General features: G+C 33.8%; 13 protein-coding genes. 5 read left to right on the forward strand and 8 right to left on the reverse strand.

Annotation, left to right across the window (positions count from 1 at the left end; genetic code table 11):
- Positions 1-37 precede the first annotated feature (37 nt).
- The 8 genes from DM444_RS13830 to DM444_RS13865 all read right to left on the reverse strand — a co-directional run bounded on the left by DM444_RS13830 (position 38) and on the right by DM444_RS13865 (position 5,960).
- Complete coding sequence (locus tag DM444_RS13830) at positions 38-361, reverse strand: c-type cytochrome (protein ID WP_111287619.1); 324 nt, start codon at positions 359-361, stop codon at positions 38-40.
- A gap of 90 nt (positions 362-451) precedes the next feature.
- Positions 452-1,384 (reverse strand): peptidylprolyl isomerase, encoded by a 933-nt coding sequence (locus DM444_RS13835; protein ID WP_111287621.1) that lies wholly within the window; start codon positions 1,382-1,384, stop codon positions 452-454.
- A gap of 67 nt (positions 1,385-1,451) precedes the next feature.
- Positions 1,452-2,624 carry an MFS transporter gene (locus tag DM444_RS13840; protein WP_111287623.1) on the reverse strand — a complete coding sequence of 391 codons (1,173 nt, stop codon included), beginning with the start codon at positions 2,622-2,624 and terminating at the stop codon, positions 1,452-1,454.
- Positions 2,625-2,804: 180 nt separating this feature from the next.
- On the reverse strand, positions 2,805-3,146 hold the full coding sequence (locus tag DM444_RS13845) for a cupin domain-containing protein (RefSeq protein WP_111287625.1): 342 nt from the start codon (positions 3,144-3,146) through the stop codon (positions 2,805-2,807).
- A gap of 6 nt (positions 3,147-3,152) precedes the next feature.
- On the reverse strand, positions 3,153-4,061 hold the full coding sequence (locus tag DM444_RS13850; RefSeq protein WP_111287627.1) for a Zn-dependent protease: 909 nt from the start codon (positions 4,059-4,061) through the stop codon (positions 3,153-3,155).
- Between the two features lie 11 nt (positions 4,062-4,072).
- Positions 4,073-4,945, reverse strand: a complete 873-nt coding sequence (locus DM444_RS13855) for a sugar phosphate isomerase/epimerase family protein (RefSeq protein ID WP_111287629.1) — start codon at positions 4,943-4,945, stop codon at positions 4,073-4,075.
- Between the two features lie 31 nt (positions 4,946-4,976).
- Positions 4,977-5,513: an NADPH-dependent FMN reductase gene (locus DM444_RS13860; protein ID WP_111287631.1), complete on the reverse strand. Its 537-nt coding sequence runs from the start codon at positions 5,511-5,513 to the stop codon at positions 4,977-4,979.
- Between the two features lie 90 nt (positions 5,514-5,603).
- Positions 5,604-5,960: a hypothetical protein gene (locus DM444_RS13865; RefSeq protein WP_111287633.1), complete on the reverse strand. Its 357-nt coding sequence runs from the start codon at positions 5,958-5,960 to the stop codon at positions 5,604-5,606.
- A gap of 223 nt (positions 5,961-6,183) precedes the next feature.
- On the opposite strand from DM444_RS13865, the gene trmD reads away from it, so the two are divergent.
- The 5 genes from trmD (at position 6,184) to DM444_RS13890 (ending at position 13,306) form a co-directional block, all read left to right on the forward strand.
- Positions 6,184-6,864 carry a tRNA (guanosine(37)-N1)-methyltransferase TrmD gene (trmD, locus tag DM444_RS13870; protein ID WP_111287635.1) on the forward strand — a complete coding sequence of 227 codons (681 nt, stop codon included), beginning with the start codon at positions 6,184-6,186 and terminating at the stop codon, positions 6,862-6,864.
- A 215-nt stretch (positions 6,865-7,079) separates the two neighbouring features.
- Positions 7,080-7,430, forward strand: a complete 351-nt coding sequence (gene rplS / locus DM444_RS13875) for a 50S ribosomal protein L19 (protein ID WP_111287637.1) — start codon at positions 7,080-7,082, stop codon at positions 7,428-7,430.
- A 281-nt stretch (positions 7,431-7,711) separates the two neighbouring features.
- Positions 7,712-9,931 (forward strand): NADP-dependent isocitrate dehydrogenase, encoded by a 2,220-nt coding sequence (locus tag DM444_RS13880; RefSeq protein ID WP_111287639.1) that lies wholly within the window; start codon positions 7,712-7,714, stop codon positions 9,929-9,931.
- Between the two features lie 141 nt (positions 9,932-10,072).
- Positions 10,073-12,454 carry a TonB-dependent receptor gene (locus DM444_RS13885; RefSeq protein WP_111287641.1) on the forward strand — a complete coding sequence of 794 codons (2,382 nt, stop codon included), beginning with the start codon at positions 10,073-10,075 and terminating at the stop codon, positions 12,452-12,454.
- Between the two features lie 30 nt (positions 12,455-12,484).
- Complete coding sequence (locus DM444_RS13890) at positions 12,485-13,306, forward strand: DUF4249 domain-containing protein (protein ID WP_111287643.1); 822 nt, start codon at positions 12,485-12,487, stop codon at positions 13,304-13,306.
- The last annotated feature ends 1 nt before the right edge of the window (position 13,307 follow it).

Consider the following 13,307-nt stretch of genomic DNA (forward strand, 5'->3'; position numbering starts at 1 on the left):
TTATTGAATCGGTTTTTTATTTTTTGTATAACACGTGTTACAATTGAGAATCTATAAAATTGGTTATCGATGCCATCTTTATATCATCAAGCTTTGCCTTTTTCTGCATTCTTATCAAAATTGGCTTCCACTCTTCTTTACTAAATTGTTTTGGTTCATACCATTTGTGGCATTTCGCACAATTATTATCATACAGTTGTTTACCTTCTGCCAAAGCTGTATCTCCAAATATAAGATCCTTAGCAGACACATCTTTTGACGGCGGCGGAGGTGGCGGCGGAGGCGTCTCTCCTTTTGATTGTTTAGCACCACAGGCAGCAAGAATCAAGACTGCTCCTGCTAGAATTATAGTTTTTTTCATTACTTATGTTTTTAGTAAATATAAAAAAAATCCCATTCGGCGTTCGAATGGGATTCTATTTATAACAATACTAAATTGCTAATGAAATTCTTATTTTACGTCCATTAATTCAACGTCAAAAATCAAAGTTGCGTTTGGCGGAATAACTCCTCCTGCACCAGCTGGTCCGTAACCTAAATCAGATGGAATAACAAAACGAGCTTTGTCTCCAACTTGCAATAAAGCGATACCTTCGTCCCATCCTTCAATAACTTGTCCAATTCCTAATTTGAATTCGATTGGTTTTTTACGTGGGTAAGAAGAATCAAAAACTTTTCCGTTTTCTAAAGAACCTTCGTAGTGAACAGAAACTGTTTTTCCTGCTTCAGCTCTTTTTCCTTCTCCTTTTTGAATCATTTTATAACGTAAACCACTTTCTGTTTTATCAAAACCAGCAGCTAATTGTTCCATTTTTGCTTCAGATTCTGCTTTTAAAGCTGCTTCTCTTTTTAGACGAGCACCTTTTAAACCAATGAAAGCTTCAATAGCATTCCATTTTTGAGCTTCTTCACCAACTCTGATAATTTCTACAGACTCTAAAGCGTCACCTTGAGCAACAGCATCAACAACGTCTTGTCCTTCAACAACGTTTCCAAAAACTGTATGTTTATTATCTAACCAAGGAGTTGCAACGTGAGTAATGAAAAATTGAGAACCATTACTTCCTGGTCCTGAGTTTGCCATAGATAAAACTCCTGGACGATCATGCTTTAAACTTGGGTGAAATTCATCATCAAACTTATAACCTGGGTCACCAGTTCCTGTTCCTTTTGGACATCCACCTTGAATCATGAAATCAGAAATTACTCTGTGAAAAGTTAATCCGTCATAGAATTTTTGTCCTTGAGGTTTTACTTTATTTTCCATATTCCCTTCTGCAAGAGCAACAAAGTTCCCTACAGTTCCAGGTGTTAAATCGTGTGTCAATTTTACTAAAATCAAACCTTTGCTAGTGTTGAATTTAGCGTATATTCCGTTTTCCATGTTGTTATTTTTAATTTCAACGCAAATTTACAAATTAATTTTTTAATCAATTTGCGCTTTTGCTCTTTTAGTCCCGACGTTTCGGGATTGATTTATAAGTAAGTCCGTAAACTGTCAGTGATAGTAAAGACAAAACCATACAGCCAATAGTTACAGCATGCCATCCGCCTAATTTCCATAGTAATAATCCGTATGCAGATCCTGCAGCCGTTCCTAAAAAGGTAAGCGACATAAACACAGTATTTAACCTGTTTCTAGCTTCTGGCAATAACGAATATACTCTTGTTTGATTGGAGATGTGAACACCTTGAATTCCAATATCAATAAATACAATTCCGATTGCAATTCCAATCACACTTTCGATTGAAAAATAAAAAATCAAAAAGCTGATTAAAACCAATAAAATACCATAACCAACTGCAATTCTAGAATTTCCTTTATCTCCCAATTTTCCAACTAAAGGCGCAGCCAAAGCTCCAGAAGCTCCAACAATTCCGAACAAACCAATTGTGGCGCTATTGAAATTAAAAGGTTCGCCAGAAAGCAATAAAACCATTGTAGTCCAAAATGCTCCAAATTGAGCAAAACTGAAAACATTAATTGCTGTTGCTTCGCGCAAAACTGGCTGTGTTTTTATTAGCGTAAATAAAGATTTAATCAATTGGCCGTAAGTTCCTTGAAACTGCGGTTTGTTCTGCGGAAATTTACTTTGAATCACAAAAAAGATCAAAAGACAAATTCCGGCCGCGATATAAAACATAGATCTCCAGCCCAAAACTTGGCCTATAAATCCGCTTAACGTTCGCGAAAGCAAAATTCCGACTAAAAGTCCGCTCATAATAGTTCCAACAACTTTCCCTCTTTCTTCAGGTGCGCTTAAAGAAGCCGCAAGAGGCAGAATAAGCTGTGGCACAATCGATGTGATTCCGATTAGCAGTGAAGCAATTTGTAAAACAAGAAAACTTTTGGCCGTTGCTGCAATTAATAAGGCAATTACAGTAGCAAAAGTGGTCATCAAAATTTGCCTTTTTCGTTCTATTTTATCGCCAAGCGGAACCATAAAAAACAGTCCGATCGCATAACCTGCTTGAGTTAAATAGGTTATCGTTCCAGCGCTGGCTTCAGGAATTTTAAATTCGTTGGCAATTAAAACAATCAAAGGCTGGCAGTAATAAAGATTTGCAACTATAAGACCAGTGCAAACTGCCATAAACAGTACATTAGTTTTAGATAAATTCATGCTGCAAAAATACCATCTATATTTAACCTAAACTTATAATTTAAGTTTTTTTTAAATTAAATCTGCGTAAATCCAAGTCTTCGCGATAGTGAATCTATGTAATCAATGTTCCAAAAATGGACACAGATTTTACGGATTCGTTATCACGAAGACGCAGATATTTACGGATTTTTTATTTTTTTAATATTGCAAAAAATCTTCTCTAGCAGGACTAAAAACATCTGTTAGCATACCTGTTTCCAAGCAAACAACTCCATGAACAGCGTGAGGCGGAATATAAAAACTATCGCCTTCTTTTAAGGTCTGTGTTACACCACTGATGGTTACATCAAACTTTCCGCTTGCGATGTATGTAACTTGCGAATGATAATGATCGTGTAAAGTTCCAATTCCTCCTTTTTCAAAATGAACGTTTACCAGCATCACTCTTTCGTCAAAAGCCAAAATCTTACGCTTGATTCCTTCGCCAACTACTTCCCACTCTATTTCGTCGCCTTTTATAAATTCTTTGCTTGTACCCATTTCTTTCTACTTTTTAATTTTTTCAAGATCTTTTTTCATTAATGCTGATCCTTCATTCAAACTATTCTCATTAAAGAATTTTTCAAGTTCCTTTAACCTTTTTACATTGTCATATTTAAATCCTGAATTCAATTTTCTTTGACAAAGAGAACACAATCTAATGGAATGTCCATCTGTTTCTATCAAACTATTTGTTCCATTCATAACACAATTAGCTTCAATACAATGATACAAACCAAACATATGCCCTATTTCGTGTGAACAGATTTTCAATAATCGATCTAAACTCAAATTAAAATCTGCTTCTTTTTGCATTCTGTACATCGAACTTACCGCTATTTTATCTCTATAAGATGCTAAACCAAAAACATAATTCCATTCTGGTTTTGGATATAAATCTTTTTCTGTTATAGCCATTAAAGCAACTCCTTTATCAGGTTTCTCTTTTTTTAGAACATCAGTTAAAATATAACCTGCCAAAAATTGTTCCTGATCCATATCTCCCATACGTCTAGCACGGTTCGGAATAATATCGTTTGACACATCATTTAAAACTTTAGTTTCTAACTGAAAAAATATTTGCAAATACTGACGAACTAATTCAATTTGTTTTACCTGCAACGAATTAAACTTTCCTATAGGCTGCAGATATATAATATTTTCTTCTTTGGTCGGAACAACATGTTTAGTTTGAACAAATTGTTCGAAACTTTGTCCGTTTTCTTTATGAGAAAACAACCAATCTCCATAGGCAGGCTTTCCAAGCTTAACATCATTAACTTTAATATCAACGAAATAAGGTTGAGGCGGTAAAATTTGCTGCGGAATTGATTGTGTCTTTAAATTTGTCTTTTCTTTTTTATCAGATTGACAAGCAAAAAGAATCACAAATACCAATAAAAGAAGTTTCTTCATAAATCAATTTACTAGATTAAATTGTTCGAAATAAAATCACAGCTCGATTTAATTGATTCAAAAGAATTGGAAGCAAAATTATTTTCCTGTTCTACAAAAAAATGAACCATTCCTGATTGTTTTGCTGCCGCGAATAAAGGTTTAAAATCGATTGTTCCAGAACCAACTTCGGTATTCAAATCGTTGTTTGTTTTGTCTTTATCTTTTACGTGCCACATTTTAAAACGGCCAGGATTTTCTTTGAATAATTGTAAAGGATCATTTCCAGAATGAATTACCCAATACAAATCCAATTCGAAGTAAACCAAATCTTTATCAGTTTCATTTAATAAGATTTCATAACCTGTAACACCATCGTGTTTTTGAAACTCAAAATCATGATTGTGATAAGCCAGTTTCAAACCTGCTTTTTTACACATTTTTGCCGCTTCATTTACACGAGCTGCAATCTTCTTATAATCTTCTATATTTCTTCTAAAAGGTTCATCGACCCACGGAACAGTTAGAAATTCGCTTTTTAGAATTTTCGCCGCTTTAATTGAAGCAATTAATTCCGTCGTGTTTCCATCATACAAAAAGCTTCCTAAATTGTAATGTCCGCTGACTGCTTTTAAGCCATTATCATCTAAAATCTTTTTTAGTTCTTTTGGTGTTAATCCCCAAAACTGATCTTTTGTCGAAAAACCATATGTTTCGACGTTGGTATAACCTGCTTTTGCTACTTTTTCTAAAGTTCCTTTTACATCTTTAGGAAGTTCTTCGCGAAGCGTATACAGTTGTAAGCCTATTTCTTTTTTATTCATAGAAAATGCAAATGATGGTGAAGCCAAAACAGCTGTTGTAGCAAAACCTGTGGTTACGATAAAATTTCTTCTGCTAATCATTTTATGATATAAATTTCAGAAAGTAAATATATTATAAAAAACGATTCTCTAAGTTTTTTGTAAAATTTTGAAGTGCTTCCGCTGTCCCTGAATCTATAATTTCTCCTTCGGCGTTGACTTTTCCGCGAATACCTTGAATTAAAAGCTGTGTCTTATCATCAAAATTAGCTTCAAGTGTTTTCATTACTAATAAAAGCTGTTCGTGCCCCATTTCTCCAGAAGCTGAAGCTGTTATTAAACCCGCCTTTTTGTTTGAAAAAATGGTAGTTGAAACGCACCATTCTAAAGCATTTTTTAAACTTCCAGGAAGACTAAATACATATTCAGGAGTACAGATAATTACGCCATCAGCATCTTTAATCTTGTTTCTGAAAGAAGCGATTTCTTTTGGAGGATTTTCGATATCTAAATCTGGATTAAAATGAGGAAGACTGGCTAAATCTTCAAATATTTCGACTTCAAATTCTGATTGAAAATGTTTCGAAATATAGTTGAGAATCTTAAAATTGCTGGAATTTTTTCTGGTGCTGCCTGTAATGGCAAGTATTTTTGTTTTTGTTGAAGACATCAAAATAAGGATAAATAGTATTTTTAAATTGTTACTTAAAAATACTATTTATTTGTAGATAAAAATCTCGACTAAAAAAATAAAGCTGATTTATTTTACTGTCTGAGTATTCAGAATTATAACTTTTTTTGAATCAACTTCTTGAGGAGGAAATTTTTGATTCTCATTACGCCATGAAAAAATTTTCCCATCTTTATTTAGATACATATAATTGTATTTCCAATAATATGCCCCTGCAATACCAGAATTATTATCATCAGTAAAAACCTGATCTGCATAAACGAATATTTCATTATCCTGATCATCATGAATTATTCTAACAGGAGATCCCCAACTTTTTATAAGTTTTTGTTTGGATTCACCGATCCATTTATCGTGCGCCTTGCTTGCATTGGAGCAAGAGTTCTGCAATATTAGTATTGCGATTAAAAGTAAAGTCTTTTTCATAAATTGGTAATTCTTTATGTATTTGGTTTAAGTTGCGGCAAAATTAATTGAATTAAAACGAAATAACACCCTGTAAATCTTAACATTACATTAAATTTTGTGAAATCATTATATCTGATTAGGAGAAATCATACATATTAAAAAACAATACACAGACAAATCTTTAGAAATTGACAAACATTAACTTCGTATCTTTGCCAACAAGAAAACTCATTGAATAGAAATGCGAATTGACATTATTACTCTTTTACCTGAATTATTAAGAAGTCCGTTTGAGGCTTCGATTATGAAACGTGCTATCGACAAAGGTTTGGTCGAAGTACATTTTCACAATCTTCGTGATTACAGCACAAATAGACAGAAAAGTGTAGATGATTATCCTTTTGGCGGAGGCGCAGGAATGGTAATGACAATTCAGCCTATTGATGATTGCATTACTCATTTGAAAAGTCAGCGCGAATATGATGAAGTAATTTATATGTCTCCTGACGGTGAAACTTTAAATCAGAAAATGGCAAATAAAATGTCGATGTATGAAAACATTATCATTTTATGCGGACATTATAAAGGTGTTGATCAAAGAGTTAGAGATCATTTTATTACGAAAGAAATTTCAATTGGCGATTATGTTTTATCTGGCGGAGAATTGGGTGCCATAGTTTTATCTGATGCTTTGATTCGATTAATTCCAGGTGTTTTAAGTGACGAAACCTCAGCATTAACAGATAGTTTTCAAGACAATTTGCTTTCGGGACCTATATATACAAGACCCGCAGATTATAAAGGCTGGAAAGTTCCCGAAGTTTTAACCAGCGGACATTTTGCCAAAATCGACAAATGGCGCGAAGATATGGCGTATGAACATACTAAAAATAGACGACCAGATTTGCTGGAAGGACATTAAAATTTAGTTTCAAGTTTAAGGTTATTTTTGTTTCAAGTTAAAACTCTAGATAGCAACAACTTGAAACCTGAAACTTGAAACAAAACAAACTAAAAATAATTTACAATTTATAATTCATAATTTATAATTATTGTTTACATTTGCACCCGAATTTGACCAACCTCTGGCGAGATCCGTGAATGTTGCTCTAATATAAAACCATAATTTAAATTATCATGGCAGATTTATTAAAATTCGTTCAAGACGAATTCGTTGCTAAAAAAGATTTCCCTGTATTTGGAGCTGGAGATACTATTACAGTATTCTACGAAATTAAAGAGGGTGAAAAAACTAGAACTCAGTTTTTTAAAGGAGTTGTTATTCAAAGAAGAGGTTCTGGTAACACAGAAACTTTTACTATTCGTAAAATGTCTGGAGCTATTGGAGTTGAGCGTATCTTCCCAGTAAACTTACCAGCTTTACAAAAAATTGAAATTAACAAGAAAGGTGCTGTACGTAGAGCTAGAATTTTCTACTTCAGACAACTTACTGGTAAAAAAGCTAAGATTAAAGATAAAAGAAGATAATCATTTATCTAAATGTTATAAAAAACTCGTTTCATATTGTTTGAAACGAGTTTTTTTTATGCCTTATTTTTAACCAATATCAAAACCGTAATTTTTTAATACCAAAATCATCGATTTAGCAATATATCGGATATGAAATAACAATCTGTTAATTTCGCCTTTTCTCGCGAAAACTCAACCGATTTCGTTGTGATTTTATTATATTTGCTCCGCTCATTTTGAGCCGAATATATCTTTGCCATCGTTAACTCCTGACGATACGATTATAAAAAAAAAAGAAAATGACAAAATCAAAAATTTTTTACACCTTAACTGATGAGGCGCCGTTATTGGCAACTTACTCTTTGTTACCAATTGTTCAAGCATTTACAGCTACAGCTGGAATTGAAATCGAGACCAGAGATATTTCGCTGGCAGGAAGAATTTTATCAAACTTCCCTGATTCTTTGACTGATGCTCAAAAAACTGGAGATGCGTTGGCAGAATTAGGTCAATTAGCAACTCAGCCAGAAGCAAACATTATTAAATTACCAAACATTTCAGCATCTGTACCGCAATTAAAAGCGGCTATTGCTGAATTACAATCGCACGGATACAACGTACCAAATTTCCCTGAAGATCCACAAAACGATGCTGAAAAGGAAATTAAAGCAAAATATGCAAAAGTATTAGGCTCTGCTGTAAACCCAGTTTTACGTGAAGGAAACTCTGACCGTAGAGCTCCAAGAGCAGTTAAAAACTTTGCAAAAGCAAATCCACACTCTATGGGTGCTTGGTCTGCTGACTCAAAAACTAAAGTAGCTTCTATGACAAGCGGAGATTTTTACGGAAGTGAAAAATCTTTAACTGTTAACGAAGCAAACGACGTAAAAATCGAATTTGTTGCTAAAGACGGAACAACAACTGTTTTAAAAGCAAGTACTCCGCTAAAAGCTGGAGAAATTATTGACAGTTCAGTTTTAAGCGTAAGCAAATTAAAAGCTTTTGCGGCTGATGCAATTGCTGAAGCTAAAGCTGCAGGAGTTTTACTTTCTGTGCACTTAAAAGCTACAATGATGAAAGTTTCTGATCCAATTATCTTTGGCGCTATCGTTGAAGTATATTTTGCTGATCTTTTCAAAAAATATGAAGCTTTATTCGCAGAATTAAATGTTGATACAAGAAACGGTTTAGGTGATATCTACGCAAAAATTGCTGGAAGACCTGAGCAAGCAGAAGTTGAAGCAGACATTACTAAAGCTATCGAAAATGGTCCAGCTTTAGCAATGGTTAATTCTGATAAAGGAATTACAAACTTACACGTTCCTTCAGACGTAATTGTTGATGCTTCTATGCCAGCAATGATCCGTACTTCTGGACAAATGTGGAACAAAGATGGTAAAGCACAAGATACATTCGCTGTTATTCCAGACCGTTCTTACGCTGGTGTTTATACTGCAACTATCGATTTCTGTAAAAAACATGGTGCTTTTGATCCAAAAACAATGGGAAGTGTTCCTAACGTTGGATTAATGGCTCAAAAAGCTGAAGAATACGGATCTCATGACAAAACTTTCCAAATGAAAGCTGACGGTGTTGTTCGTGTTGTTGATGCAAACGGAAATGTTTTAATGGAGCAAAATGTTGAAGCTAATGACATTTTCAGAATGTGTCAGGCAAAAGACGCTCCGATTCAGGACTGGGTTAAACTAGCTGTAAACAGAGCTCGTTTATCTAGTACTCCTGCTGTTTTCTGGTTAGACGAAAACAGAGCACACGATAGAGAATTGATCGTAAAAGTTCAAAAATACCTTAAAGATTACGATACTACAAACTTAGATATCCGTATTTTAAACCCAGTTGCTGCTACTGAATTTACTTTAGACAGAATCATCAAAGGTTTAGATACTATTTCTGTAACAGGAAACGTTTTACGTGACTACTTAACAGATTTATTCCCAATTTTAGAATTAGGAACTTCTGCAAAAATGCTTTCTATCGTTCCTTTAATGAACGGTGGTGGATTGTTCGAAACTGGCGCTGGAGGTTCTGCTCCTAAACACGTTGAGCAATTTACAGAAGAAGGATACTTACGTTGGGATTCTCTAGGAGAATTTTTAGCTCTTGGTGCTTCATTAGAGCATTTAGGACAAACTTTAGATAATTCTAAAGCGATCGTTTTATCTGAAACTTTAGATCAGGCAAATGATAAATTCTTAGCAAACGATAAATCTCCAGCTCGTAAAGTGGGTCAAATTGACAACCGTGGTTCTCACTTCTATTTAGCATTCTATTGGGCTCAAGCTTTAGCTGCTCAAACTAAAGATGCAGAATTGAAAGCTATCTTTACTCCAATTGCTGCTGAATTTGAAGCAAACGAAGCTAAAATCGATGCTGAATTAATTGGCGCTCAAGGAAAAGCTCAAACTCTTGGCGGTTATTACCAACCAACTCCTGAGTTAGTAAGCAAAGCAATGCGTCCAAGCGAAACTTTCAACGCTATTATTGCTAAAATCAAATAATTCAGAATACATTTTGTATTTCTAAATAAACAAAAAGGACAACTCGAAAGGTTGTCCTTTTTTATCTTAACTTATCTTTACAGAATTTCCGTGACAATAATTAAGTAAGAATTGTTAACTATGTAAATCAAAATCAATATAATGATTACAAAAAATACCTGCACATTTTTTCTTTTTATTCTTACGATTTTCACCTCATTTGCACAGGAAAAATTCACTCTAAGCGGAACTATTACTGATAGCCGAAATAACGAAACTCTAATTGGAGTTGCTATCTATATTCCATCATTAAAAATTGGAACCACAACAAACGAATACGGTTTTTACTCGCTTTCTGCTCCTAAAGGGGAATACGAAATTGAAATCAGTTATACCGGTTATCAAGCCATTCAAAAAACCATTATTTTAAATCAGAATACAAAAAGTAACTTCGCAATCAAAGAAGGCGGTGAAGAACTTCAAGAAGTCATTATTACAGAAAACAAAAGCAAGACCAACATTAAATCGCCAGAAATGAGCGTTAACAAACTCTCTATTTCGACCATAAAAAAAATGCCCGTTGTTTTAGGAGAAGTTGATGTTTTAAAATCGATTTTATTACTTCCAGGTGTTACCAATGCAGGTGAAGGCGCTTCTGGATTTAACGTTCGCGGAGGTGGTGCTGATCAGAATCTGATTCTTTTGGATGAAGCGACGATTTTTAATTCTTCGCACGTTTTTGGATTCTTTTCTGTTTTTAATCCTGATGCCATTAAAGATTTAAAATTGTATAAAGGAGGAATTCCAGCACGTTATGGAGGAAGAGCTTCTTCAGTTTTAGAAATCTATCAAAAAGACGGAAGCAGTAAAGATTTTCATATGAGTGGCGGAATTGGCTTAATATCAAGCCGTCTGCTAGCTGAAGGTCCGATTGCAAAAGACAAAGGTTCTTTTTTAATTGGAGGAAGGGCTTCTTATGCGCATCTTTTTCTAAAACTATCCGAAGACAATAAAAATAACTCCGCTTATTTTTATGATTTAAACACCAAATTAAGCTATAAACTCAACGACAATAACAGTCTCTATTTATCAGGTTATTTTGGGCGCGATGTTTTCAGATTAAATAAAAGCTTCACCAATACTTACGGAAATTCTACTTTAAATTTTAGATGGAACCATTTATATTCTAACAAACTATTTTCAAATCTCTCCTTAATTTACAGTGATTATTATTACGGCTTAGATCTTGATTTTGTTGGATTCAACTGGGATTCTGGCATCAAAAACTATAACATTAAATACGATTTCAAATATTATCTTTCGGATAAATTAAAACTGAATTATGGTGTAAACGGAATTTATTATCAATTTAATCCTGGAACAATTAAGCCAACTGGCGAAGATTCAGGAATTAATCCAGATCAATTGGATAAAAAATACGCTTTTGAACCTTCTGTTTATTTGGATGCAGAAAGTCAGCTTTCTAAAAAAATTACCGTCGCATACGGATTGCGTTACAGTTTATTTTATAGATTGGGCGCTTCTACTATTAATTATTATGACAATAATCAGGCGGTTCTTTTTAATAGTGAAATGCAGATTTACGAAAAAGGAACTCCGACTTCAACACAGTATTTTGGCAAAAATAAAGTCATTCAAAGTTATGGCAATCTCGAACCGCGTTTTTCAATTTCTTATCAATTAAATGACGATCAAGCCATAAAAGCCAGCTATAACAGAATGGCTCAATATCTTCAATTGATTTCTAATACTTCATCTCCGACTCCGCTAGATGTTTGGATGCCGAGTGACAATTATATCAAACCTCAGCTTGCAGATCAGGGAGCAATTGGATATTTTAGAAATATTTATAACGGCGCTTACTCACTTGAAGTCGAAACTTATTACAAGAAAATACAAAATAGATTAGATTACATAGACGGAGCCGATTTAATAGCCAATAATGCCATTGAACAAGTCATTTTAAATGGACATATGCGTTCGTATGGTTTAGAACTGATGATAAAGAAAAACAAAGGTAAATTTAACGGATGGATTTCGTACACAATTTCCAAATCAGAACAGCAGACTCCTGGAAGAACTCCTGAAGAAACTGGAATAAATAACGGTCAATGGTATGCTTCTGCTTACGATAAAACGCATAATCTTGCTATTACATCAGCTTATAGCTTAAACGAAAAATGGTCTTTTGGTGCTAACTTTGCTTTACAGTCAGGACAGCCAGTTACTTATCCAAATGGCCAATACGAATATTTAGGAATTACGGTGCCGAGCTACGGATTACGAAATGAAGATAGACTTCCTGCTTATCATCATTTGGATATTTCTGCAACTTTAACACCAACAAAAAATAAAGATAGAAATTGGAAAGGCGAATGGGTTTTCAGTATTTACAACGTCTACAATCGTATGAACGCTGCCTCGATAAACTTTCGCCAAAATGTTGACACAGGTGTAAATGAAGCTATTAAAACATCTATTTTCGGAATTGTTCCAGCAGTTAGTTATAATTTCAAATTCTAAAAAATCAATTCAAAAACTAAAAATATAAGTATGAAAAAATTAGTTTTTTTAAGCGTGCTTTTCACATCTATATTCTTCACAAGTTGCGAAGAAGTTGTTGATGTTGATTTAGATACAGCTGCTCCAAAATTAGTAATTGAAGCTTCTATCAATTGGGAAAAAGGAACTACAGGAAATGACCAGACGATAAGACTAACTACAACGACTGGCTATTTTGAAAACGTAATTCCAACTATCTCTAATGCAATTATTTATATAGAAAATAGTCAAAAAGAAAGATTTAATTTTATCGAAATTAAAAAGACGGGGCAATATGTATGCACTAATTTCAAGCCTGTTATCGACGAACAATATACATTAACTGTAATTAGTAGAGGAAATAGATACATCGGAACGGAAACTTTAAAATCAGTAGCATCCATTACCCGAATAGATCAAAATAACGAAGGTGGTTTTACTGGGCAAGATATCGAAATCAAAGCCTTTTATAATGATCCTGCCGATGCAGATAATTTCTATCTCTACAAATATTTATATCCTAATAAAGTCAAATCAATCTATTATGTAGATGAGGATAAATTTTTTAATGGTAATGAGTTTTTCAGTCTTTCAGATGATGAAGATTTACAAATTGGAAGTGAAATCGAAATAACGCACTACGGAATTTCAAAACAATACTATAATTATATGAGTATTTTAGTTAGTATTGCTGGAAGCAATATTGGAGGGCCATTTCAGTCTCCTCCAGCAACTGTAAAAGGAAATATGGTCAATGTAACTAATAAAGATAATTATCCGCTGGGGTATTTTTCCCTAAGTGAAACCAGTACAGAAAAGTACAAAATTCAATAAT

The organism is Flavobacterium ginsenosidimutans, from assembly GCF_003254625.1.
In the GTDB taxonomy this organism is placed as follows: domain Bacteria; phylum Bacteroidota; class Bacteroidia; order Flavobacteriales; family Flavobacteriaceae; genus Flavobacterium; species Flavobacterium ginsenosidimutans.

Bases quoted from the DNA above. Each gene is read 5' to 3' on its own strand.
- DM444_RS13850 (WP_111287627.1), bottom strand. From the start codon at position 4,061: ATGAAGAAACTTCTTTTATTGGTATTTGTGATTCTTTTTGCTTGTCAA.
- DM444_RS13865 (WP_111287633.1), bottom strand. From the start codon at position 5,960: ATGAAAAAGACTTTACTTTTAATCGCAATACTAATATTGCAGAACTCT.
- DM444_RS13840 (WP_111287623.1), bottom strand. From the start codon at position 2,624: ATGAATTTATCTAAAACTAATGTACTGTTTATGGCAGTTTGCACTGGT.
- DM444_RS13885 (WP_111287641.1), top strand. From the start codon at position 10,073: ATGATTACAAAAAATACCTGCACATTTTTTCTTTTTATTCTTACGATT.
- DM444_RS13880 (WP_111287639.1), top strand. From the start codon at position 7,712: ATGACAAAATCAAAAATTTTTTACACCTTAACTGATGAGGCGCCGTTA.
- trmD (WP_111287635.1), top strand. From the start codon at position 6,184: ATGCGAATTGACATTATTACTCTTTTACCTGAATTATTAAGAAGTCCG.
- rplS (WP_111287637.1), top strand. From the start codon at position 7,080: ATGGCAGATTTATTAAAATTCGTTCAAGACGAATTCGTTGCTAAAAAA.
- DM444_RS13835 (WP_111287621.1), bottom strand. From the start codon at position 1,384: ATGGAAAACGGAATATACGCTAAATTCAACACTAGCAAAGGTTTGATT.
- DM444_RS13855 (WP_111287629.1), bottom strand. From the start codon at position 4,945: ATGATTAGCAGAAGAAATTTTATCGTAACCACAGGTTTTGCTACAACA.
- DM444_RS13890 (WP_111287643.1), top strand. From the start codon at position 12,485: ATGAAAAAATTAGTTTTTTTAAGCGTGCTTTTCACATCTATATTCTTC.
- DM444_RS13860 (WP_111287631.1), bottom strand. From the start codon at position 5,513: ATGTCTTCAACAAAAACAAAAATACTTGCCATTACAGGCAGCACCAGA.
- DM444_RS13830 (WP_111287619.1), bottom strand. From the start codon at position 361: ATGAAAAAAACTATAATTCTAGCAGGAGCAGTCTTGATTCTTGCTGCC.
- DM444_RS13845 (WP_111287625.1), bottom strand. From the start codon at position 3,146: ATGGGTACAAGCAAAGAATTTATAAAAGGCGACGAAATAGAGTGGGAA.